This window comes from Pseudomonas sp. IPO3774 (genome assembly GCF_013386835.1).
Classification (GTDB): Bacteria; Pseudomonadota; Gammaproteobacteria; order Pseudomonadales; family Pseudomonadaceae; genus Aquipseudomonas.
Genome location: NZ_JACAQY010000001.1, coordinates 65,575 through 88,920, shown reverse-complemented (window position 1 = coordinate 88,920; position 23,346 = coordinate 65,575). Strand labels below are relative to the sequence as shown.

Below are 23,346 nucleotides of genomic sequence, written 5' to 3'. Positions count from 1 at the left end.
GGCCGGGTTAGCCGTCCTGGGCCAAGGATGGCCCATGACGGCGGCCCACGGTCCAAAGCCGGAGTGAGGGCACACCGAGCCTAGGCGAGGTGCCGAGTGGTGGGGCAAGAGCCCTTTTGGTTACTTTTGGGGCTCTTTTCCAAAAGTGACCCGCTGTAAGAGCGGAACCATAAGTGGCCGTTACCGCAGCAACGGATATGCCCCCAATCAGCCCCCCGATCAAACCAGATGCAGATGGTTATCCCAAAGCCCCGCCGGCAACTCCAGCGGCTTGCCCACCAACGGCACCTGCCGACAATCATAAAACCGGCAACGGCCCTGCCCGGAAGTCACCACAAACCCATCAGCCACCGCACCCACCCCGGCACAATCCGGCAACGGCCCGTCCAGCAGCAACTGCGCGCTGTCCATGTTCCAGATAAAGAACCGATTCCCCCGAGGCGCCGTCAACGCCACCAGCCGCAACTCACTGTGCACCGCTACGCTGGCCGTGTAATGCCCCATGGCCTGCAACTGCTCGTCCGCCACCGGAAACGCCACAAACGGCTGCCCTGGTCGCTTGATCGCCAGCAACTCCGACCGCTCATGAGACGCCCCCATGAACTGCTGCCCCGCGAGGATCGTCCCGTCGCTGGCAATCCCCATATGCCGCACACTGTTCATCTGCTGGCCCAGGGTCTCCTTGCTCAACAGCGTCCCGTCGCGCTTCATCAGGACCAGGCTCGGCTCCATGGCATTCAGGTTCATCTCGACCCGGCTCTCCGCCTCGGTACGAATCCCGCCGTTAGCCACCACCAGCGTCTCGCCATCAGGCATCCACGACACCTGGTGCGGCCCGATCCCATGGGTAGAAATCTCCCCGGTGTGCACCAGCCGCTCACCCTCGAACCGGTATACACCCAGCAAACCGCGACCCGGGTCAGACGTGTCGTTCTCTGTGGCATACAACCACTCGCCATCCTTGTGCACCACCGCATGCCCGTAAAAGTGGCGATTGGCCTTGGAGGTGATGGTTTGCAGCAGCGCCCCGTCCCGCAAGTCGATCAGGTAACTCTCGGTGCCCGGCCGGCGGGCGACAAACAGCGCAATCGGCAGCGTCGGGTGGTTGATGATGTCGTGGCAGCGCTGGCCGACCTCGGTGGCAAATACCTGCTTGCCGTCCAGGCGAAAGCCGACGGCGTAGTGCCTGCCATCACTGTCATCCCGCGCCGAGAGCAGCAGCGGGCTTTTGCCCTTCTGCTTGAACAGCGTCCAGCCGCCCAAGGTGATCGCACTGAGCAGCACGCTGCCGAGGGCCAAAGCCTGTCGCCTGAGCATCATCAGTCACCGTCGTTGGCGTTAAAGCCCAGTTGGATGCCCAGCGCCTTGGCCAGCTCGCCTTCATGCAGGCGGTGGACCACGTTGAGGCTGTCGTAGATATCGTTGAGTTGCTGGCGCCCGGCATCGTCGGCCAGCATTTCATTCAGCGTACGCTGGTTGCTGGCGAAGAGTTTCAGGGAGGCGGCATACGCGGCGTCGATCTTGTCAGCCAGGGGCTTTTGATCGGCAGGCAACAGGCCGCGCAGGCCTTTGTTGTCGACGCCGACCCAGACGGTCTGGGCGGCAGCCAGGCTGGCCTCCAGGCTTTGCAGGGACGACTGGCTGCGCCACGCGTCGGCCTGGAACGGTTGCGGGATGCCCTTGGTCTGGCGGCCCATCGGGGTGCCGAGTTTTTTCTTCAGGGTGTCCAGCGCAGTCACTTGAACCCGCAGCAGGTCGGCGATGGCTTCGTGGGAATCGGCGTAGCGCTGGTTAGGAAACTTGGTCATCTGCGCCAGCATGCCGTCGGTGCTGTTCCAGCTCGACAGGATCTCTTCGGCCAGTAGTTTCTGGCGCTCGCCGATGGCTACCAGCAACGGGCAGTAGCGGGCTTTTTGCGTCTCGTCCGCCAGATCGGTCTTGGCGTCGTAGAGGATGTATTCGTAGGCCGACAGGCCCTGCACCACGACGCTGGATTTGGCCAGGGCGGCGGCGTCGATCTGTGGTTGGGCGGTCACCAGTTGCTCGACTTGACGACCCACCAGGTTTTTCTTGTCCGGCCAGAACTGCACCTGCCACGAGCGGTTGCCCTCGGCCAGCGGGCCGATCAGCAGCGGTTGCAACTCGGCCCAGGCCTTTTGCGCGTGCAGGAAGTCGGCGCGGGCGGTCTCCAGGCTTTCCTTGCCCTGGCAGTAGGCCAGGGCGCTGACGGCCAGTTGGCGGTCGGCTTCAACCCAGCGGCTGTAGGTCGGCAGGATCACTTGCTTGGCGATGGCCGCCGAGGTCACCGCTTGCGGGTCCTGGGGCGAGCACGCACCGAGGGCGAGGGCGGCCAGGCTGGTGAACAACAACTTGGGACGGAACATGTCGAGCTCCCTTCTGTAATTAGGACAAAGCTTATAAAGAATTCAGAAATGCCAGCAACGCGGCGCGCTGCTCGGCATTGAACGACAACACATGCTGCTGCGCCGCCTGGGCTTCACCGCCGTGCCACAGCACGGCCTCCATCAGGCTGCGGGCGCGGCCGTCATGCAAGAACTGGGTGTGGCCACTGACGGCTTGCGTCAGGCCAATGCCCCACAACGGCGGCGTGCGCCAGTCGCGGCCACTGGCTTTGAATTCGCTGCGGTTGTCGGCGAGGCCGTCGCCCATGTCGTGCAGCAGCAAGTCGCTGTAGGGGCGAATCACCTGGTTAGCCAATTCAGGTTCGGCGGCGGTGGGCGCCGTGGTGAATTGCGGGGTGTGGCAGCCCTGGCAACCGGCCTGGTAGAACAGGTTTTTCCCGGCCAGCACTTGCGGTGCGTTGACGTCGCGGCGGGCGGGGACGGCCAGGTTGCGGGTGTAGAACAGCACCAGGCGCAGGATGTTGTCGCTGACCTCAGGCTCGCCATCCGGGCCATTGCCGTTGGGCGCCTGTTTGCAGGCCACTTGTGCATCGGTGCAGTCATCGAACGGTCTCAGGGAGGTGGTCAGGCCCATATCACCAGAGAACGCGTGAACATTTTGTTGATTGAGGTTCGGTTGCCCGGCTTTCCAGCCAAATCGACCGAGTACGGTCTTGTGTTGCGCGTCGTCCCAGACCCAATTCGCCCGCCCGACAATGGCTTCCTTGTCGGCGGTTTTCGGGTCGGTGTTGCGCAGGATGTCGGCGTCGGGGATCGCTTCGAGCAGCCCCAGGCCGATCATCGGCGGTGCAACTCGCGCCGAGAAGCGCGTGTCGGGGTGCATCGGCCCATAACCGAGCTGGGTGATTTGCAGGGCCGGCTTGCGCAATTCGACCACGGTGCCGTCCTTGAAGCGGACGTTGACCGGCGTGTAGTCGACCCGCACCTTGCCCTCCGGGGCGACGCCGGGCACGGCCATGTCCTGCAATTGCCCACCGTAGACCGGTTCGGGGACTACACCCAGTTGCTCGATGACCTTCGCATAGGGCGGTGCATCGGGAATCGACAGGCGTACCAGCATCGACACCGCGTTGGGCGCATCGGGCAATGGCGGATGCCCACGGCCATCCTTGATATGGCAGTTCTGGCAGGCATTGGTATTGAACAGCGGGCCCAGCCCGTCGCGGGCAGTGGTGGTGGACGGGGCAATCACCCAGGGGCTGCGAAAGAAACTGTTGCCGACGCTGAAGTCCAGGCGCCGGGTGGGCGACAGGTTGGCCGAGGGCAGGGAGAAGGCGTTCTGGTCGGTCTTCCTCACCGTGGTCGCGCCACCGGCACGCGCTTCACCAGGCTCGGCCTTGGTGAATCGCGGGGCGTCATCGCAGGCACTCAGGCTCAAGGCCATCAACAGTGCAGACAGGCGAAGGGGCGAACGGGACATCAGTCTTCCTGAACGTAGGCTGAAAATAAGGCCGCAAAGTCTAACAGGGCAGGGCGGATTGAATAAGAGCAATTATCGTTTGGTGGTATCCGATTCATTCCCGCTAGAATGACCGCACATTTTTCTCTGGAGGTGGCCAATGCAGGCTCTCGACGCTTTGCTCAACCGTGTTTCCGTGCCGCGACTGCTGGACCCGGCACCGACCCAGGAGCAGCGCGACCTGCTGTTCGCCGCTGCCATGCGCGCGCCCGACCACGGCCAACTGCGCCCTTGGCGCTTCCTGACGGTGGAAGGTGCGGCACGTGAGCGCATGGGCACCCTGCTGGCCGAAGCCGCCCGCCTGCAGGACGCCGACGCGCCCCAGGCCGCGATCGACAAGGCGCAGAACGGCCCGCTGCGGGCGCCGTTGGTGGTGGTGGTGATTGCCCGCCTGCAAGAACATTTCAAAGTGCCAAAATCCGAGCAGCTGCTGGCGGCGGCCTGTGCGGCTCACGGGATTCTGCTGGCGGCGTACGCCCAGGGGATCGGCGCGGTGTGGCGCACCGGTGAGTTGTCGTACTCGGCCCATGTCGCCAAAGGCCTCGGGCTGAAGGCGGATGAGGAAGTGATTGGCTTCCTCTACCTGGGCACCCCACAAAACCCGCCGCGTACGGCCCCGAAAGAAGACCTCGCGCCGTTTGTGGCGGCCTGGACGGGTCAATAAGGCACCGCAACTTTAATGTGGACGGGCTTGTGTGGGAGCGGGCTTGCTCGCGAATGCGGTGTGTCAGTCAATACATGTACCGACTGATCCACCGCGTTCGCGAGCAAGCCCGCTCCCACATTGGGTGTTCACTGGTTTCAAGCTCGGGTCAAACCCGAAACTGATCCATCAGCTTCATCTGCTGGCTGGCCAGGGCGTTGAGCTGGCTGCTGATGGCCGCCGATTCGGTGGCCTGGCCGGTCAGGGTTTCGGTCACTGTGCGGATTGCCGAGACATTGCGGTTGACCTCTTCGGCCACCGCACTCTGCTGCTCGGCGGCGCTGGCGATTTGCAGGTTCATGTCGCTGATCACCGTTACCGCATCGCTGATCTTGCCCAGAGCCTGCACCGCCTGATGAATCTGCCCGGCGTTGTTCTGCGCCTGGCTCTGGCTCGAATGCATGGTCGCCACCACTCCACGGGTGCCAGTCTGGATGCGTTCGATCACCAGGCGAATCTCCTCCACTGAATCCTGGGTGCGCTTGGCCAGGTTGCGCACCTCGTCGGCCACCACCGCAAAACCGCGCCCGCTTTCCCCGGCTCGCGCCGCTTCAATCGCAGCGTTCAGGGCCAGCAGGTTGGTCTGTTCGGCGATGCTGCGGATCACTTCCAGTACCGAGCCGATCTGCTCGCTGTTCACCGCCAGGGCTTCGACTTCGGTCACGGCCTTGCTGACTTCTTCGGCCAGGGTGGTGATGTCGCGGGTGCTGCGTTCAATGATCTGCATGCCTTCGCGGGCTGACTGGTCGGCGCCGCGGGCCGCGCTGGCGGCGTTGGAGGCGCTGTTGGCCACGTCGTGGGCGGTGGCGCTCATTTCATTCGAGGCGGTGGCCACCTGGTCGATCTCACGGAACTGCACCTGCATGCCTTCGCTGGTCTGGCGCGCGATTGCCGAGGACTGGTCTGCGGTGCCACGGGCTTCGGTGATGCTTTGCTTGATCTGCGCGATGGTCGGCTGCAGCTTGTCGAGGAAGCGGTTGAACCAGTTCACCAGTTCCCCCAGTTCATCTTTTTTACCGTAGGCCAGGCGCTGGGTGAGGTCGCCGTCGCCGCTGGCGATTTCCTTGAGCATGGCGGCCACGCTGTTGATCGGCCGGGTCACGCCGGTGGCGGTCAGCCAGATCAGCAACAGGCCCAGCAGCCCGGCGGCTGCGCCTACCAGCAACGCCTTGACGGTGCCACTGGCCTGAGCCTTGTCGAGCACCGCCTGGAGTTTGAGCGAGTCTGCCAGCAGCACTTGTTTGGGCAGCTTGATTACCACGCCCCAGGATTTGGCGTCGGCAATCGGTTTGACCGGGTACACGGCGCGAATCGTGCCGTCTTCCTCGCGGATCTTGCGGGTATCGCTGGCCAGCAGTTGCACGATCTCTTTGCCTTCGGCACCGAGGGTGTCCACCAGGTTTTTGCCGACTTTGGCCGGCTCGCCGCTGTAGCTGGCGATCAAGCCGTTACCGGACAGTATTTCGAGAATTCCGGCGCCGTTGAACAGTTCTTTTTGCGCCGCATCGGTCGCCGCTTGCAGGGCGTTGAGGGCGAGGTCCACACCGACCACGCCGATCACTTTGCCGTCGACCAGCAGCGGCAGGGAAATGGTGGTCATCAACACCGGCTTGCCGGCTACGGTGTCTTCATACGGGTCCAGCAGGCAGGTGTTTTTTGTGTCCCGCGGGCAGGTGTACCAGATGTTGTAGGGCGTGCCGCTGAGGTTGAGGGTGGTCTTGGTCAGGTCATCCTCGACCATCACGGTGTTCAGGCCTTCACCGCCGGCGCGGCTCCAGTAGCTGGAAAAGCGGCCTTTTTCGTTGGACACACGGGCGGCATCATTGACGAATTCACTGTCTTTGCCATCGAGGGCGTTGGGCTCGAACGACAGCCAGATGCCGAGCACCTTGGTGTTGCGGTCGAAGGCGGTTTTCAGGCTGTGGTTGAGTTCTTCACGCAGGGCCCCGGCATCCAACGAGCGCTTGCCGGCCAGAGTGCGCAGGTCCTTGATCTGGTCGGCCAGGGCCGTCACCACCAACAGGCTTTCACCGAAGGTCTTTTGCAGTTGCATCGCTTGCTCGGCGGCCTTGGCCTGCAGCAGGTTCTGCACACTGTCGGTGAGCATTCGCGAGCTTGAATCGCTGATCAGTTGATCGTTCTGGCTGGTCTGGTAAAGGTTCATGCCCACAACAAGGGCAATCACCCCCAGCAGGCACAGACCGGACAACAGCACGATTTTCAAGCGAATGGAGAGGGTGTCGAACATAGAAGTACCCGCGAATGGACTTATTAGTATGCAAGCTCAGGCGAGTCCATTCGGCGCTATGCCCGGAACATCGGCTTGGGCCGGCAGTTCATGAGCGGGAGCCGATGAGCGGTAGTGGGGGGGTTCAGGTGGGTTGCGGGAGACGTTCCGGTCGCGACCAGATCCACAGGTTGCCCATGCTCATTCCGGCGATGGCCAGGTAGATCGGCCAGCCGTGGTCGAGCATCACCAGCATCAGGCCGGCGCACAGCAGCATGCTCACGGTGGCGCTGACTTTGGCCCGGCGGGCGATGATCTTGCCATTGCGCCAATTGAACAGGATCGGCCCGAATAGCCGGTGGTTTTCCAGCCAGGCACTCAGGCGCGGCGAGCTTTTGGTGGCGGCCCAGGCGGCCAGCAGGATGAATTCGGTGGTGGGCAAGCCCGGTACCACAATCGCAATCAAGCCGATGCCCAGGCTGACGTAGGCCAGCAGGCCGAACAGGACGCGGGCGATTTTGGATGAGGATTGGGTTTTGCCGGTCATGGGTGCGGTTTGCATGGATGGATTTACGAAGGATTCAAAGTGAAACCGGATCAAAATGTGGGAGCGGGCTTGCTCGCGAATGCGGTGGTTCAGTCACCAGATATATTGACTGATCCACCGCATTCGCGAGCAAGCCCGCTCCCACATTTGATTGCATTCCAATCAGGGAATCAGGCCAGCTCAGGGGCGCTAGCGTACGCCTGTTCCAGCAACACGGTGAAGCGCACGAACGCATCAATCGCGCCTTTCTCCACTTCGGCTTCTTCTTCGGCACTGAATTCCAGCGCGTCGAGGGTGCGGGTGAAGCGCTTCCAGCCTTCAGCGCGACCACCTGCCGGCTCGCCCAGGTGACGGGCACCGAAGGTTTCGCTCAGGCCCAGGCCCACGGCACGCTTGATCAGGAACGCGGCGCCCAGCTTGGAGCCTTCGGACACAAACAGCCAGCCCAGGGCTTCGGCCTTGCTCGGGTTTTTCACGGCGCCGGCGACCGGGGCCGGTACTTCGGTGTCCAGGTCGCCCAGGTCCAGTTTGGCTGCTTCGGCACGGCAGCGTTCGGCGAGGTCAGGGACGATCTTGATCAACTCGGCATCGTTGTACAGCGCCACCAGCTCCGACTGGAACAGGTACTGTGCGACCACGAAGCGGGCGAAGTTGGCCTGGGTTTCAAACGGTGCATGGGCCTTCACCAACGCATCGAGCTTGGTGTGCGGTTCGTTGGTGATCTGGTTCAGGCGCTGGGAGCGCAGGGCTGCACGTTCTGCGGTAGGGGAGGCGGTCATCGGGGAGTCCTTGAGAAGAGAAAGCGTCTGGTTGCCAGGCTGTTATGAACTAGACGAACCAGAAGACGCGTCACAGTAAAAAATCCTCACCCCGGCGCAGATTAAATCGCGCCGGGGTGAGGCTCCGTGGATCAGATGTCCCAGATCAGATTGATCGCAAAGTTGCGGCCCGGCTGGGTCAGGCGGTCGAGGTTGGCTGGGCCGGTCACACCGGCTTCGCCGACGCTGTCGTAGCTGCGCACGTCATCCCAGTTCCAGTATTTCTTGTCCGTCAGGTTGTACAGGCCGCCGTTGATGGTCACGTCGTTGGTGACCTTGTAGAAGCCGGTCAGGTCGACGATGCCGAAACCCGGGGTCTTGAACGGGCCGTTGGCGCTGTTGCCGTCAGGGGCGAAGAAGGTGGTGCTGTCGACGCGGTCCTGTTTCTTGACCAGGGTCCAGCTGACCAGCGCACCGTAGTTCTGCTGGTCATAGCCCAGGCCGAACACGCCCTTGAGCGGGTTGACGCTGTTCAACGGTTCGCCGTTGTCGTCATTGCGCCCGTAGGTGTAGGCAATCGAGCCTTGGGTATACAGGCCCTGCGGTGCGCCGAATGCGTCGAGGCTCAAGCGGCCCTTGGCCTCCACGCCCTTGATGGTGGCGTGCTTGATGTTGTTGGCTTCGAACTGCTGGACGGTGCCACCGGCAACCGAGGCATCTTCGTCGATGAAATCACGGTACTTGTTGTAGTACACCGCCACATCAAACGAGCCCGAGTCGAAGTTGCCGCGAATCCCGGTTTCGACGCCCCGGCTGCTTTCCGGCTTGAGGTCCGGGTTGGGTTCGACGGTGTAGCGCTGCTGCAGGTTTTCAAAGCGGCCATACAAGGCCTTGGCCGACGGGGTGCGATAGCCTTCGGCGTATTGGCCGAACCAGGTGTATTGCTCGGTCAGGGCGTAAGTCACGCCGAACTTGGGCGTTACACGGTGCCAGTTCTTTTCCGAATCGCTGTGGTCGTAGATGCGTGTCGGGTCAACGGTATTGAGGAATTCCTGGGTCAGCTTGGGTTTGAGCTGGATGTAGTCGTAGCGGACGCTGGGCAGGAAGGTCCACTTGTCCCAGGCAATCTGGTCCTGGGCAAACAGCGCGTAGGAGTTGATGGTCGGGTCGGGGAAGTCGCTGGCTTTTTTCACGCTGTCGGCGGCCGACGGGCTTGGTGCACCGATGGCGGTGCAGCCTGCGCCGACCGCCAGGCAGGTCGCGGCGCCCTCACGGGAACCGGTGACTTTCTGCTGCTTGAGGGTGGTGCCGTAGGTCACGACATGGTCGGTTTCGCCGATGCTGAAAGCCTTGTCCAACTGCGCGTCGAATACCCACTGCTTCTCTTCGTACAGGGTCTCGCGGGTGCGCAATACCTTGCGCGATGGCTGGTAGATTTCTGCGGTGGTCTGGTCGGTCTTGGCGATCTGGTAGTTGAGGCTGGTCTTGATGTGATCGGCAATCGGCGAGTCGAGGGCGAACTTGTTTTCGATGCCGAAGCGTTCGCGGGTGATGGTGTCGTTGCCCGTGCGGCCGCGGTAGAAATTGAAGCCCTGGCCACCGACAAACGGGCCACCCACTGCGTTTTTCAGGTTGGTGTCGCGATCGTCCTTGAACTTCTCGTAGGTCAGGCCCAGGCGGTTGTCTTCGCCGTAGTTCCAACCCAGTTTGGCCAGCACGTTGGTGGTGCGCGCATCTTCCGGGTTGGCGCCGGTGCGGGCCAGGCCGGTGGCGTTATTCCCGTCGTAGGATTCCATCTCGTGACCGTTGCGCTGGCTCAGGTGCAGCAAGCCGTCGAAGTCCTGCACGCGACCGGCGACGGTGCCGGAGGTCAGCCAGCTCTCATCGGCGGAGCTGTAGCCGGTCTTCAGGCGTGCGCCGTAGTCCTGCCCGGGCTTGATGATGTCGTTGGGGTCGAGGGTAAAGTAGCTCACCGCGCCGCCGATGGCGCTGCTGCCGTACAAGGCCGAGGCCGGGCCGCGCAGGATTTCCACGCGCTTGACGATTTCCGGGTCGACGTAGTTGCGGCGGGTCTTGGCGTAGGGGCCGTTGAAGAAGTTGTCCGGCACCTCGACGCCGTCCACCTGGGTCAGGATACGGTCGCCGTCGATCCCGCGAATGTTGTAGCCAGCATTGCCGGAGCGGGTGCCGGCACCGCCCACCGAAACACCTGGCTCATAACGCACCAGTTCACGGATGGTGTTGACGTTCTGGCGGTCCAGTTCTTCGCGGTCGTGCACGGTCACGGTGCTGGGCACGCTGTCCACGGCCTGTTCCTGGCGGGTGGCACTGATGGTCATCTGTTGCAGGGTGATGGCGCCGACGGCGACGCGTTTTTCCAGCACGATGTTGTTGTTGCCCAGTTTGCGATAACCCAGGTTGGTCCCCACCAACAGCCGGTCCAGGGCTTTATCCGCCGGCAATGAGCCGCGCACGCCAGGGGACGACACACCCTGGCCCAGTTCTGCCGGCAGGCCGACTTGCCAGCCGGTCACCGCGGTGAAGGCGTTCAGCGCCGAGACCAGGGATTGCTGCTCGATGCTGAAGCTGTAATTGCCCTGGCTGCGGCTGGCAGGCTCGGCGGCGGTGGCAGCCATGACGGGCGCACCGGCCAACAGGATTGCGGCCGTCAGCAGCGACAAGCCCTGGCGGCGAACGGGCGAAGAGGACCGGCGGTTGAAACGAGACGACATCGAGAGCGCTCCGGAAGGTACGAATCTTATAGTTGCGCACTGAATCAAATAGGAATCAGTTGCATTGGCTATAACGAGACGTATCGTCGCTGGCTATCGAGTAAAAATAATTCTCATTTAGTTCAGGATCACCAGCGCCGGGTATTCCGAGAGCTTGGCCGAGGTGATGTGGGCCAGGGAGCGCACCACGTCGAGCGGCTGGTCGAGCCGGTAATTGCCGGTGACGGCCACGCTGGCGAGCCTGTCGTTGTTGTTGACGATCCAGCCGGGGTAGTAGCGACGCAATTCGGCCAGCACTTCGCTCATCGGGCAGTTTTCGAAGATCAGCCGGCCGTCGACCCAGGCCAGGTCCTTGGTGGTGTCGAGTTTGGCCGGTTGGCCGAAGCCCTTGGGCCCGATGCGGATACTTTCACCGGCGCTCAGGCGCACCCGCGCGTCGTCAAACGTGTTGCTCAGGTCGACATCACCACGCTGTACCTGAACCTGGGCTTCACCGTTCAAGTAGCGCACCGCGAAAGAGGTGTCGCGCACGCTGGCGCGCACCGGGCCGGCGTCGATTTCCAGGGGCAGGCCACGACTGGGCAGCACCTCGAAAAACGCCTCGCCCTGATACAGGCGGGCGATGCGCTGGTGGTCCTTGATGCTGCTGGAGAAGGCTGAATTGGTGTTGAGCAACACTTTCGAGCCATCGTCCAGCTGCAGGCGCTGGCGCTCGCCCACCACGGTCAGATGGTCGGCCTGCAGGCGCATAGGCAGGTTGCTGAAGCTGAACAGGCCCAGCAGCAACACAGCGGCAGTGGCCAGGGGCTTCCAGTGCGGTTTGATACGGCGCCAGGCGCTGGGTTTGCGTGGCGCATTCAGGGCGACGGCAGCGCTGTGAACCGGCGCGCCGCCCCAGGCAGTCTGGGCCTTGATGAAGGCTTCGGCGTTTAACGGGTCGTTGGCGAGCCAGGCTTCAAATTCCGCCTGCTGCCCGGGTTGCGGGCACTGCAACGCGATCAGCCAGTCGAGGGCTTGGTCCATGGCCGCGTCTTGCAACACCTCATGAGCCAGCTCATGGGGGTGCCGTTTATTCGGTTCCGTCACGGTGTTCCTCGGGTCTTCGCCACGTTTTAATCAATAGTCCTACAGACTGTGCCGACAAAGCTTAAGGGCGATCCAGTCTTTCGGCCACACCTATGCAGATGGCCATGATCAGTTTCAGTTCCTTCTGCACGGTGCTCAGGGACACGTCGAGCTTGTCGGCGATCTCCTGATAGCTGCAACCGTGCAGGCGGCTGAGGATGAATATCTGCTGCTGGCGGGCGCTCAACTGGCCGAGGCTGACACTCAGGTGCTCGAGCAATTGCTCGGCCTGTGTCGCGTCTTCGGGGGTGCTGACGGGGGAGGCGACGCTTTGCAGGACGTCCAGCGGGACATCTTCCTGCAGGGTGCGGGCCTGAATCCTGCGGGCGCGCAGGTGGTCCAGCGCCAGGTTGCGCGCCGTCTGGTAGACAAAGGGTTCAAGGTGGTCGATCGGCCGTTCGCTCAGGGCCCGGGTAACGCGCAGGTAGGTTTCCTGCAACAGGTCCTCGGCGGTGCTGTGGTTATTCACCATCCGCTGCAAGGTGCGCAGCAAAATCACCCGCTGGGTGAGGAAGACTTGGTTGAAACGAGATTGGCTCACAGTGATACCAGACCGATTTGCAGCGAATGATAATGCTTATCATCAACGCAAATGGCAAGTGGCACTTTGGATTACTGTAGGAGCGAGCTTGCTCGCGAAGGGCGTCAACGATATCGCTGGCATCCTGAATAAACGCGGTGGTTTTGCGTTTTTCGCGAGCAAGCTCGCTCCTACAGGCCGAGCATTACTCGGCGTTGCACAGCGCCAGGCAGTTATCCAGCATCCGGTTCGAGAAGCCCCACTCATTATCGTACCAGGCCAGCACTTTCAGCAGTTTGCCGCTCACTTTGGTGTGATTGGCGTCGAAGATCGACGAAAGCGGGTTATGGTTGAAGTCGCTGGAAACCAGCGGCAGGGTGTTATAGCCGAGGATTTTCGAGTGCTGGCTGGCTTCTTTCAGCAGCGCGTTGACCTGCTCGGCACTGGCTTCTTTTTTCAGTTGCACGGTGAGGTCCACCAGCGACACGTTGATCACCGGTACACGCACGGCCATGCCGGTCAGCTTGCCTGCCAGTTCCGGCAGCACCAGGCCCACGGCTTCGGCAGCGCCGGTCTTGCTCGGGATCATGTTCTGGGTGGCCGAGCGCGCGCGGTACGGGTCGGTGTGGTAGACGTCGGTCAGGTTCTGGTCGTTGGTGTAGGCGTGGATGGTGGTCATCAGGCCGCTTTCGATGCCCAGCTCGCGGTGCAGCACCTGGGCCACGGGCGCCAGGCAGTTGGTGGTGCAGGAAGCGTTGGAGATGATCTGGTGGGATTGACGCAAAATGTCATGGTTTACCCCGTACACCACGGTGGCATCGGCGCCCTTGGCCGGGGCCGAGATGATTACCTTGCGCGCGCCGGCGGTAATATGGGCGGCGGCCTTGTCACGGTCGGTGAACAGACCGGTGCATTCGAACACCACGTCCACCTTGTGGGCAGCCCACGGCAGGTCGGCCGGGTTGCGAATGGCACTCACGGCAATCCGGTCACCGTTCACGGTCAGGCTTTCCTGATCATGAGCGACCTCTGCGTCGAAAGTACCGTGGACGGTGTCGTATTTAAGCAGGTGGGCATTGATCGAGCTGTCGCCGAGATCGTTGATGGCGACGATCTGCAAATCCTGACGGTAGCCTTGGGTATAAAGTGCGCGCAGGACATTACGGCCAATACGGCCAAAACCATTGATAGCGATACGTAGAGTCATTGGAAGGTGCCTGTCGTCGATTTGTTGTAAGAATTACAAGATTATTCGCATAAAAATAGAAAACAAGCCTTTTTAGTGGCAATATTTTGTTCAATCTACAACGAGTGACCTGAATCAACTGGTCCGATTGGTCAAGCAACACCCTGCCAACCTCTTCGCGGCGGGCTTTTGACCAGCATAGACACTCAGGTCGCCACATCCGTTAGCCTGGAGTTCTATACATGCATCCCCGCGTACTTGAGGTCACCGAACGGCTTATCGCCCGCAGCCGTGCAACCCGTGAGGCATACCTTGCGCTCATTCGCGGCGCTGCCAGCGACGGCCCGATGCGCGGCAAGCTGCAATGCGCCAACTTTGCCCACGGCGTGGCCGGGTGTGGCACCGAAGACAAAAACAGCCTGCGCATGATGAACGCCGCCAACGTGGCAATTGTTTCGTCATATAACGACATGCTGTCGGCCCACCAGCCATACGAACATTTCCCCGAGCAAATCAAAAAGGCCCTGCGTGAAGTCGGTTCTGTTGGCCAGTTCGCCGGCGGTACCCCCGCCATGTGCGACGGCGTGACCCAGGGCGAGCCAGGCATGGAGCTCAGCCTGCTGAGCCGCGAAGTGATTGCCATGTCCACGGCGGTAGCGCTGTCCCATAACATGTTCGACGCCGCGCTGATGCTGGGTATCTGCGACAAGATCGTCCCCGGCCTGATGATGGGCGCCCTGCGCTACGGCCACCTGCCGATGATCTTCGTACCGGGCGGCCCGATGCCGTCGGGGATCTCCAACAAACAGAAAGCCGACGTGCGCCAGCGCTACGCCGAAGGCAAGGCCACCCGCGAAGAGCTGCTGGAATCGGAGATGAAGTCCTACCACAGCCCGGGCACCTGCACCTTCTACGGCACCGCCAACACCAACCAGTTGCTGATGGAAGTCATGGGCCTGCACCTGCCGGGCGCCTCGTTCGTCAACCCGTACACGCCGCTGCGTGACGCCCTGACCCGCGAAGCCGCGCACCAGGTCACGCGCCTGACCAAGGCCAACGGCAGCTTCACGCCGATCGGCGAGATCGTCGACGAGAAATCCATCGTCAACTCCATCATCGCCCTCAACGCCACGGGTGGGTCCACCAACCACACCCTGCACATGCCGGCCATCGCCATGTCGGCGGGCATCATCCTGACTTGGGATGACATGGCCGACCTCTCCGAAGTGGTGCCGACCCTGTCCCACGTGTATCCAAACGGCAAGGCCGACATCAACCACTTCCAGGCGGCGGGAGGCATGTCGTTCCTGATCCGCGAACTGCTGGAAGCCGGCCTGCTGCACAACGACGTCAACACCGTGGCCGGTCATGGCCTGAGCCGCTACACCCAGGAACCGTTCCTGGTGGACGGCGAGCTGGTATGGCGTGAAGGCCCGATCGAAAGCCTCGACGAAACCATCCTGCGTCCCGTGGCCCGTGCGTTCTCTCCGGAAGGCGGCCTGCGGGTGATGGAAGGCAACCTCGGCCGGGGTGTGATGAAGGTCTCCGCCGTGGCCCTCGAACATCAAATCGTCGAAGCCCCGGCCGTGGTGTTCCAGGACCAGCAAGACCTGGCCGACGCGTTCAAGGCCGGTGAGTTGGAAAAAGACTTTGTTGCGGTGATGCGTTTCCAGGGCCCGCGCTCCAACGGCATGCCGGAATTGCACAAGATGACCCCGTTCCTCGGCGTGTTGCAGGATCGTGGCTTCAAAGTGGCGTTGGTAACAGACGGGCGCATGTCCGGCGCCTCGGGTAAGATTCCCGCCGCGATTCACGTCAACCCCGAAGCCCAGAGCGGCGGGCCACTGGCACGTGTGCGCGATGGCGATATCATTCGCGTGGATGGCGTCAAAGGCACCTTGGAGCTTAAGGTGGACGCCGAAGAATTTGCCGCGCGCGCGCCTGCCACGGGCCTTCTGGGCAATAACGTGGGGGCCGGTCGCGAGTTGTTTGCGTTCATGCGTTTGGCTGCAAGCTCCGCAGAGCAGGGCGCCAGCGCCTTTACCTCTGCCTTGGAGACACTTAAGTGAAGCTAGCGCTGGTCGGTGATATCGGTGGTACCAACGCCCGTTTTGCGTTGTGGCGGGATCAGGAACTGCATTCGATCCGCGTCCATGCGACGGCGGATCATGCCAGCCCGGAAGAGGCGATCCAGGTCTATCTGAAGGAAGAAGGCCTGGCCATCGGGTCGATTGGCGCGGTGTGCCTGTCGGTCGCGGGGCCGGTGAGTGGAGATGAATTTAAATTCACCAACAATCACTGGCGCCTGAGCAAGACTGCGTTCTGCAAGACCTTGCAGGTGGACGAGCTGCTGCTGGTGAATGATTTCTCGGCCATGGCCCTGGGCATGACCCGCCTGAAGCCCGACGAATTCCGCGTGGTGTGCGAAGGCACGCCGGAGCCGTTGCGCCCTGCGGTGGTGATCGGCCCGGGCACCGGCCTGGGTGTCGGCACCTTGCTCGACCTCGGCCATGGCCGTTGGGCGGCATTGCCGGGGGAGGGCGGCCATGTCGACCTGCCCGTGAGCAGCCCGCGTGAAGCCCAGCTGTGGCAGCACATCTACAATGAGATCGGCCATGTCAGCGCTGAAACTGCCTTGAGCGGTGGCGGTTTGCCCAGGTTGTACCGGGCGATCTGCGCGGTGGACGGTCACGAGGCGGTTCTGGAAACCCCCGAGGCCATCACTGCCGCTGGCCTGGCGGGCGACCCGATTGCCCTGGAAGTGCTGGACCAGTTCAGTATCTGGCTGGGCCGCGTTGCCGGTAACAACGTGCTGACCACCGGCGGTCGTGGTGGCGTGTACATCGTGGGTGGGGTGATCCCGCGCTTTGCCGATTTCTTTATCAAGAGTGGTTTTGCCAGGAGTTTTGGCGACAAGGGCTGCATGAGCGACTACTTCAAAGGCATTCCGGTGTGGCTGGTGACGGCACCGTATTCAGGGTTGACAGGTGCTGGTGTGGCGCTTGAGCAGGCATTTGCGTAGGCAGTGATGGCCTTTTTGCGAGCAAGCCCGCTCCCACATTCAATCCCATTCCAACTGGATGAATGAGGTCGAATGTGGGAGCGGGCTTGCTCGCGAAGGCGGCCTCAAGGGCAACAAATGACTTAAGCTTGGCCATAACAACAAGGAGGACCCCGTGAGCGTAATCAGTAAATCCATTCTCCTGGTCGACGACGACCAGGAAATCCGCGAGTTGCTGCAAACCTACCTCAGCCGCGCCGGTTTCCAGGTGCGTGGCGTGCCGGATGGCGCGGGGTTCCGCCAGGCGATGAACGAAGCCCCGTGCGACCTGGTGATCCTTGATGTGATGCTGCCGGACGAAGACGGTTTCAGCCTTTGCCGCTGGATCCGCCAGCACCCGCGCCAGGCCCAGGTGCCGATCATCATGCTCACCGCCAGTTCCGACGAAGCCGACCGCGTCATCGGCCTGGAGCTGGGTGCCGACGATTACATCGGCAAACCCTTCAGCCCCCGTGAGCTGCAGGCCCGTATCAAGGCCCTGTTGCGGCGTTGCCAGTTTGGCCAGGAGCGCAGCGGCGGCGAGGTGCTGGTGTTTGGCGAGTGGCGCCTGGACATGGTCAGCCACCGGCTGTTCCACGTCGACGGCGAGGAAGTGATTCTTTCCGGCGCCGATTTTGCCCTGCTCAAACTGTTCCTCGACCACCCCCAGCAAATCCTCGACCGCGACACCATCGGCAACGCCACCCGTGGCCGCGACCTGATGCCCCTGGACCGGATTGTCGACATGGCCGTCAGCCGTCTGCGCCAACGCCTGCGCGACACCGAAAAACCACCCCGGCTGATCCGCACCGTGCGCGGCAGTGGCTATCAATTGGCAGCCAGCGTGGTTGCCGGCAATGCCCACTGAGCGCCTGCGTGAACTGCGCCGGCGCATCCCGGTACCGCGTTCGCTGCTGGGGCGGATGTTACTGCTGACCCTGTTGGCGGTGCTGTTTGCCCAGGCGTTGTCCAGCGTGATCTGGGTCTCGCAATTGCGCGCTACCCAGCTTGAAGGCCTGGTAACCGCCGCCCGCAGCCTGGCGCATTCGATGACCGCCAGCGTCAGTTATTTCCGCTCGTTGCCGGTGGCCTTCCGGCCGTTGGTACTGGACCAGTTGCGCAGCATGGGCGGTACCCGGTTTGTGGTGACGCTCAACGACAAGCCCCTGGACATGGCGGTATTGCCGGAAACCCCGCGCAAGCATGCAGTGCTCGGTGCTGTCGAAGAAGTGTTGCGCCAGACCCTGGGCAGCGACGTGCATGTTTCGGTGGAGTTCGTCAGCGCCGAAGACCTGCGCATCTTCAACGCCGGCTTGAAACTCGATGAATTGCCGCGCTCCTGGGCGCATTACGCGTTGACCCTGGAACCGGTGAATCCGCCGGTGTTGGTCACCCAGATCCAGCTGGCCCAGGGCGAATGGCTCTACATTGCCTCCTTGCTGCCCGAACCCTATACCAGCCTCGAAGAACAAGGCCTGCCATACCAGCAGGTGTGGTTTATCGTGCTCACCAGCGGCTTCCTGCTGCTGTTTATCGGCCTGTTGGTGCACTGGCAAAGCCGTCCACTCAAGCGCCTGGCGAGGGCGGCGCGGGACATGTCCCTGGGCGCCGACGTGGAGCCGGTGGCCGAAGGCGGCGGCAGCGAAGTGGTGGAAGTAGGCCGCGCGTTCAATGCCATGCGCGAACGCATCAGCCGTTACCTGACCGAACGCAGCCAGCTGTTCAGCGCCATTTCCCACGACCTGCGCACACCCATCACACGCCTGCGGTTGCGGGTGGAATTGCTGGAAGACGAGAACCTGCAAGCCAAGTTCGGCCGCGACCTGGATGAACTGGAGTTGCTGGTCAAAGGCGCGTTGCAGTGCGTGAAGGACACCGACATCCACGAAAACATCGAACCGGTGGACCTCAACCACGTACTCGACTGCCTGGTGGAGCCGTACCTGGCGCCCAACGGCAATGGGCGCGTGACCCAACATGGTCGGGCACTTACGACGTACCCTGGCAAGCCGCTGGCGCTCAAGCGCTGCATCGGCAACCTGATCGACAACGCCCTGAAGTACGGGCAGAACGCCCATTTGCACATTGAAGACGATGGCGCGGAGTTCATCCTCCACGTCGACGACGAAGGCCCGGGCGTGCCGGAACAGCGCCTGGAGCAGGTCTTCGAGCCGCACTTCCGCCTGGCCGGGCAGCAACAGGGTTACGGCCTGGGCCTGGGCATCGCCCGCAACATTGCCCACAGCCATGGCGGTGAAGTGAGTTTGCAGAATCTGCGGGAGGGCGGTTTGCGGGTGACCTTGCAACTGCCTCGTGGCCTGGATTGAACACCACCAATACCGCAGCTGATTGAGTACTTGTGGCGAGGGAGCTTGCTCCCGTTGGGGCGCGAAGCGGCCCCAAAAGATGGGACTGCTGCGCAGTCCAACGGGAGCAAGCTCCCTCGCCACATTATTAGTATCCGGTGTTATAACCGTGGTTAGACGCTCTGGCGCAACCTGGCCAGATCCCGCAACGGCGGCGCACCAAACAGCCGGCTGTATTCGCGGCTGAACTGTGATGGGCTCTCATAGCCCACCCGATACCCCGCCGCCGAGGCTTCCAGGCCCTCGGCGATCATCAACCGCCGAGCCTCCTGCAAGCGCAACTGTTTTTGGTACTGCAACGGGCTCATGGCGGTCATCGCCTTGAAGCGGTGGTGCAAGGTCGAGACGCTGAGGTTCACTTCCTTGGCCAGGTCATCAATGCGCAGGGGCTGTTCGTAGTTGCCGTTCAACCAGGTGATCGCCTGGCTCACCCGATGGCTCTGACTGTTGGCGACGGCAATTTCATACAGCCGATAACCCTGTGGACCGCGCAACAGGCGATAGAGAATTTCCCGATTGATCAGCGGCGCGAGCATTGCGATGTCTTTCGGTGCGTCGAGCAATCGGGTCAGGCGCAGCACGGCGTCCAGTAGCTGGCTGTCCAGGCGGTCGACATACATCCCTCGGGAGGTCGGGCGCGGGGGCACGCCCATCGGCCCGGCTTCGGCAATCAGTGCGGTGATCTGTGCCGGGTCGATATTCACCCGAATCGACAGGTTGGGGTCTTCCGGCGTGGCATCAAGGATGCGCCCGGCCACCGGCATCGCTACCGAAAACACCAGGTAATTGAGCGGGTCGTAGGCGAAGACTTCATCCGCCAGGCGCACTTCCTTGCTGCCCTGGGCGAGGATGCACAGCGCGGGTTCAACCAGCACCGGCGTGAATTCACGCGGGGAGTTATGGCGGTTGAGATACAGCGACGTGATCGCCGTGCCGTAGGAACCATCCTCCCAGGTATGCCGGCGAACGATGCCGGCGAGTTCTGCGCGCTGCTTTTCCATATCGGCGTCAAGGGGGGTGGAGCGAAGTTCGGGCGACGACATGGGACATCCTCTGGTGCTTTGACGATGGGCACAGCTTAAAGGCGGCTTTGCAAAAAGCGGTACTTCGATTCTGCACAATCCTTGCCTGATCCTGCGAAAAATCGTGAATCAGGCAAGCCGGGGCCTGTCATGCCCCTGAAATACGGCAGTCATGCCGGGAATAAACTTCGCAGGCCGATTGCTATATCTACGTATCTCGCAGGATTGTGCAATAAGCCAGCAGGAATTGACTAACCGCATCCATACCCGCGCCCGTATCTTTGATCCTGTGGCAACACGCCCTCACAGTGCTTGCCGAGCATCACTTCTCAACGGGAGAGTCGAACATGTCCACCCCCATTCCCGCGAGCCATATGGCCTTTATCCGTGCCCGTACCGGGTACAGCACCGAACTGGGTGCACGCTTGAGCAGTTTGATCGAACCGGGCCGCCAGGCTCAGGGTTGCCTGCAATTCTCGTTGCAGCACTCCCTGGCCGACCCGGATGTGTGGTTGGTGTCGGGCTTCTGGAGCAGCGAGCAGGCGATGAGTGCCTACTTCAGCTCGCCGGCGCTGATGGTCTTCACCGAGTTGTTGAATGACATGGTGGTTCGCAGCATGGACTTCCAGACCTTTACCGACGCCTCGGCGGCCAATGCCTATGGCGAGTACCTGCAACTGGCGGGCTAGTGCTTTAGAATGGCCGCCTTTCCCATTGGCCAGGACCTGCAACATGGCACGTAAAGAGTTTGCCCACCACGAAGCCGTTTCCGCCTTGGTGCGTGAAGAAGAGGGTGGCTATAGCGCCGCCATCGCCGTCAAGGCGCTGGATGGCATGGGCGCACCGCGCTTTCACAAGATCCTCGATGGACAGACGTTCAAGACTGCCTCCGACGCCGACGATGCCGCAGCTCTGCAACTGGAGCGCTTGGTCGATGTAGATGAAGACGGTCAGCTCTCTTGGGCAACTTCCGCCAACTAAAAACACCGCTGATCCAAATCTGGGAGCGGGCTTGTGTGGGAGCGGGCTTGCTCGCGAATGCGGTGGATCAGTTGGCATATGCATGGACTGACACGCCTCCTTCGCGAGCAAGCCCGCTCCCACATTTTTATCGCATTCCAATCAGCGTTTCGCGGCGCCTGGGCGGTACATTTTGAACAGCGCTTCTGGCCCCAATTGGAAATAATCCGCCGGTCCACCTCCACGCAGGATCGGCTGGGCGGCAGCCGTGTCGTACACCCCGTCTTTCAGCAGCCATTTGGCGATATGCACCGCGACCACCTCGCCGAGCACCAACCAGCTTGGCACCAGCTCCTTGTCTGCGCGCTGCAGCTGAATGATCTGCGTCACCTTGCACTCGAACGACACCGGGCTTTCGGCTACGCGAGGCACGGCGATCACCTTTGAAGCCACCGGTGTCAGGCCCGACAATTCAAACTCGTTGACCTCGGGTGATACCGGCGCGCAACTCTGGTTCATCTGCTCGGCCAGCGGGCGGGTGGCCAGGTTCCACACGAACTCACCGGTCTGTTCGATGTTGTTCAGGCTGTCTTTGCGCCCGACACTGGAAAACCCAATGATCGGCGGAATGTAGTTGAAGGCGTTGAAGAAACTGTAGGGTGCCAGGTTCAGGCGGCCCTGGCTGTCGTGGGACGAAATCCAGCCAATCGGGCGCGGGCCGACAATCGCATTGAACGGGTCATGGGGCAGGCCGTGGCCGTTGGCGGGTTCGTAGAAATGAATATCGTCGGACATGGGCCGGGGTTCCTGCTGGTGGTTCGGGGAAGGGCATCATAGTGCACTCAGGTGGAGTGTTCGCCAATGAAAAAGGGGCTGTGTCATACACTGACACAGCCCCTTTTTTATCCTGGCAGAACCCTTAGTCCGTAGTAATCCGCGAATGCTTGCGGGTGTCCTTCATGGTCACATACACCAACAGCGACACCGCAATACACGCGGTGACGTACCAGTAGTAACCGGTTTCCATACCAATGCTCTTGAACCACAGCGCGATATATTCAGCGGTGCCGCCGAAGATCGACACGGTCAGCGCATAGGGCAAGCCAACACCCAGGGCGCGGATTTCGGTGGGGAACAATTCGGCCTTCACTACGGCGTTGATCGAGGTGTAGCCGCTGACGATGATCAGCGCCGCCATGATCAGGAAGAACGCGCCCCACCAGGTCTGGATGGTGTGCAGGGTGGTGAGGATCGGCACGGTGAACAGGGTGCCGAGGACGCCGAAGGCGATCAGGATCGGCCGGCGGCCAACCTTGTCCGACAGCCCGCCGATGATGGGTTGCAGGCACATGAACAGGAACAGCGTGGCCGCCGAAATGGTGGTGGAGTCGGAGATGCTCATGCCGACGGTGTTCACCAGGTATTTCTGCATGTAGGTGGTGTAGGTGTAGAACGCCAGGGTGCCGCCCATGGTCAGGCCGACTACAGTCATCAGTTCTTTGGGGTGGCGCATCAAGGTGCGCATTGCGCTTTCCTTGGCCTTTTCTTTCTTGGTGAACGACTCGGTTTCTTCCATGCCACGACGCAGGTACAGCGCCACTACCGCGCACAGCGCGCCGATGGCGAACGGGATACGCCAGCCCCAGTCGTACAGTTGTTCGGTGGTCAGCAATTGTTGCAGCACGATCAATACCGCCAGGGCGATGAGCTGGCCGGAGATCAGGGTCACGTACTGGAAGCTGGAGTAGAAGCCCCGACGTTCCTTGGTCGCCATTTCGCTGAGGTAAGTGGCGGAGGTGCCGTATTCACCGCCGACCGACAGCCCCTGCAGTAAGCGGGCGAAAACCAGCAGGATCGGCGCACCGATACCAATGGCTTCATAGCCCGGGCTCAGGGCAATCAGCAAAGAGCCGAAGCACATCAGGTACACCGAGGCCATCAAGGCCTTTTTACGCCCGACTTTGTCGGCGTACAGGCCCATCAGCCAGCCACCGATCGGACGCATCAGGAAACCCACGGCGAAGATCGCGGCGGTGTTCAGGAGTTGGGCGGTGGTGTCGCCTTTCGGGAAAAAGGTCTTGGCGAAATACAGGGAGAAAGCCGCGTAGACGTACCAGTCGTACCACTCGACCATGTTGCCGACCGATCCGCTGAAGATCGACTTGATACGGCTGGAGGTGGTGCGTCCTTTTGCCGGCGCAGTCGCCGACCCCAGAGGCAGGGAGTTGGAGTTATCCATTTAAGGATCCTTCATCTAATTGTTTTTGTGGAGCGCGCG

The 23,346-nt window shown here is 61.8% G+C and carries 20 protein-coding genes and 1 pseudogene; 7 read left to right on the top strand and 14 right to left on the bottom strand.

The window, feature by feature from the left end; all coding sequences use genetic code 11:
* Positions 1-219: 219 nt before the first annotated feature.
* The 3 genes from HYE77_RS00405 to HYE77_RS00395 are packed head-to-tail and all read right to left on the bottom strand — an operon-like array spanning position 220 to position 3,843.
* A complete protein-coding gene (locus HYE77_RS00405; protein WP_177036716.1) occupies positions 220-1,317 on the bottom strand; it encodes a DUF1513 domain-containing protein in 1,098 nt (365 codons plus the stop codon).
* A gap of 2 nt (positions 1,318-1,319) precedes the next feature.
* A complete protein-coding gene (locus tag HYE77_RS00400; protein WP_102606236.1) occupies positions 1,320-2,384 on the bottom strand; it encodes an imelysin family protein in 1,065 nt (354 codons plus the stop codon).
* A 31-nt stretch (positions 2,385-2,415) separates the two neighbouring features.
* Positions 2,416-3,843, bottom strand: coding sequence for a di-heme oxidoredictase family protein (locus HYE77_RS00395; protein ID WP_177068235.1), 1,428 nt, complete (start codon positions 3,841-3,843; stop codon positions 2,416-2,418).
* Between the two features lie 139 nt (positions 3,844-3,982).
* Between HYE77_RS00395 and HYE77_RS00390 the strand changes: the two genes are divergently transcribed.
* The gene (locus HYE77_RS00390) at positions 3,983-4,546 is read left to right on the top strand and encodes an NAD(P)H nitroreductase (protein WP_003214103.1); all 564 of its coding nucleotides are present in this window, start codon (positions 3,983-3,985) and stop codon (positions 4,544-4,546) included.
* A 148-nt stretch (positions 4,547-4,694) separates the two neighbouring features.
* Here the strand turns inward: HYE77_RS00390 and HYE77_RS32860 are convergent, their stop codons facing one another.
* The 8 genes and pseudogenes from HYE77_RS32860 to gap form a co-directional block, all read right to left on the bottom strand.
* Positions 4,695-5,450, bottom strand: a complete 756-nt coding sequence (locus tag HYE77_RS32860; RefSeq protein WP_371132077.1) for a methyl-accepting chemotaxis protein — start codon at positions 5,448-5,450, stop codon at positions 4,695-4,697.
* Positions 5,451-5,552: 102 nt separating this feature from the next.
* A pseudogene (locus HYE77_RS32855) lies at positions 5,553-6,638 on the bottom strand (HAMP domain-containing protein); the annotation flags it as partial.
* 319 nt (positions 6,639-6,957) lie between these two features.
* The gene (locus HYE77_RS00380; protein ID WP_008435511.1) at positions 6,958-7,359 is read right to left on the bottom strand and encodes a YbaN family protein; all 402 of its coding nucleotides are present in this window, start codon (positions 7,357-7,359) and stop codon (positions 6,958-6,960) included.
* A gap of 170 nt (positions 7,360-7,529) precedes the next feature.
* Positions 7,530-8,138, bottom strand: a complete 609-nt coding sequence (locus HYE77_RS00375) for a biliverdin-producing heme oxygenase (RefSeq protein ID WP_177019288.1) — start codon at positions 8,136-8,138, stop codon at positions 7,530-7,532.
* Positions 8,139-8,269: 131 nt separating this feature from the next.
* Complete coding sequence (locus tag HYE77_RS00370) at positions 8,270-10,849, bottom strand: TonB-dependent receptor (RefSeq protein ID WP_003214111.1); 2,580 nt, start codon at positions 10,847-10,849, stop codon at positions 8,270-8,272.
* Between the two features lie 117 nt (positions 10,850-10,966).
* On the bottom strand, positions 10,967-11,935 hold the full coding sequence (locus tag HYE77_RS00365; protein ID WP_087694633.1) for a FecR domain-containing protein: 969 nt from the start codon (positions 11,933-11,935) through the stop codon (positions 10,967-10,969).
* Between the two features lie 61 nt (positions 11,936-11,996).
* Positions 11,997-12,515, bottom strand: a complete 519-nt coding sequence (locus HYE77_RS00360) for an RNA polymerase sigma factor (RefSeq protein WP_003214115.1) — start codon at positions 12,513-12,515, stop codon at positions 11,997-11,999.
* A 184-nt stretch (positions 12,516-12,699) separates the two neighbouring features.
* Positions 12,700-13,701, bottom strand: a complete 1,002-nt coding sequence (gene gap, locus HYE77_RS00355; protein WP_003214117.1) for a type I glyceraldehyde-3-phosphate dehydrogenase — start codon at positions 13,699-13,701, stop codon at positions 12,700-12,702.
* Between the two features lie 221 nt (positions 13,702-13,922).
* Here gap and edd point away from each other — a divergent pair, with 221 nt between their 5' ends.
* From edd to HYE77_RS00335, 4 genes are all read left to right on the top strand, one after another.
* Positions 13,923-15,749, top strand: coding sequence for a phosphogluconate dehydratase (edd, locus tag HYE77_RS00350; RefSeq protein ID WP_003214119.1), 1,827 nt, complete (start codon positions 13,923-13,925; stop codon positions 15,747-15,749).
* Complete coding sequence (locus HYE77_RS00345; RefSeq protein ID WP_003214122.1) at positions 15,746-16,702, top strand: glucokinase; 957 nt, start codon at positions 15,746-15,748, stop codon at positions 16,700-16,702. The genes edd and HYE77_RS00345 overlap by 4 nt, the downstream gene beginning before the upstream one ends.
* Positions 16,703-16,856: 154 nt before the next feature.
* Positions 16,857-17,588: a response regulator gene (locus HYE77_RS00340; RefSeq protein WP_003214124.1), complete on the top strand. Its 732-nt coding sequence runs from the start codon at positions 16,857-16,859 to the stop codon at positions 17,586-17,588.
* Entirely contained in the window at positions 17,578-19,047 is a 1,470-nt protein-coding gene (locus HYE77_RS00335; RefSeq protein WP_003214126.1) for an ATP-binding protein, read from the top strand. The genes HYE77_RS00340 and HYE77_RS00335 overlap by 11 nt, the downstream gene beginning before the upstream one ends.
* Positions 19,048-19,199: 152 nt before the next feature.
* On the opposite strand, the gene HYE77_RS00330 is transcribed toward HYE77_RS00335, so the two are convergent.
* Complete coding sequence (locus HYE77_RS00330) at positions 19,200-20,129, bottom strand: AraC family transcriptional regulator (RefSeq protein WP_177068233.1); 930 nt, start codon at positions 20,127-20,129, stop codon at positions 19,200-19,202.
* Between the two features lie 326 nt (positions 20,130-20,455).
* Between HYE77_RS00330 and HYE77_RS00325 the strand changes: the two genes are divergently transcribed.
* Entirely contained in the window at positions 20,456-20,797 is a 342-nt protein-coding gene (locus HYE77_RS00325; protein ID WP_003214130.1) for an antibiotic biosynthesis monooxygenase family protein, read from the top strand.
* Positions 20,798-20,840: 43 nt separating this feature from the next.
* Positions 20,841-21,089, top strand: a complete 249-nt coding sequence (locus tag HYE77_RS00320) for a hypothetical protein (RefSeq protein WP_003214132.1) — start codon at positions 20,841-20,843, stop codon at positions 21,087-21,089.
* 141 nt (positions 21,090-21,230) lie between these two features.
* Here HYE77_RS00320 and HYE77_RS00315 read toward each other — a convergent pair whose 3' ends face one another.
* Together HYE77_RS00315 and HYE77_RS00310 are read right to left on the bottom strand one after the other, a co-directional pair.
* Positions 21,231-21,863, bottom strand: coding sequence for a flavin reductase family protein (locus tag HYE77_RS00315; RefSeq protein WP_177067565.1), 633 nt, complete (start codon positions 21,861-21,863; stop codon positions 21,231-21,233).
* Between the two features lie 124 nt (positions 21,864-21,987).
* Positions 21,988-23,307, bottom strand: coding sequence for an MFS transporter (locus HYE77_RS00310; RefSeq protein WP_008435500.1), 1,320 nt, complete (start codon positions 23,305-23,307; stop codon positions 21,988-21,990).
* Positions 23,308-23,346: the final 39 nt, after the last annotated feature.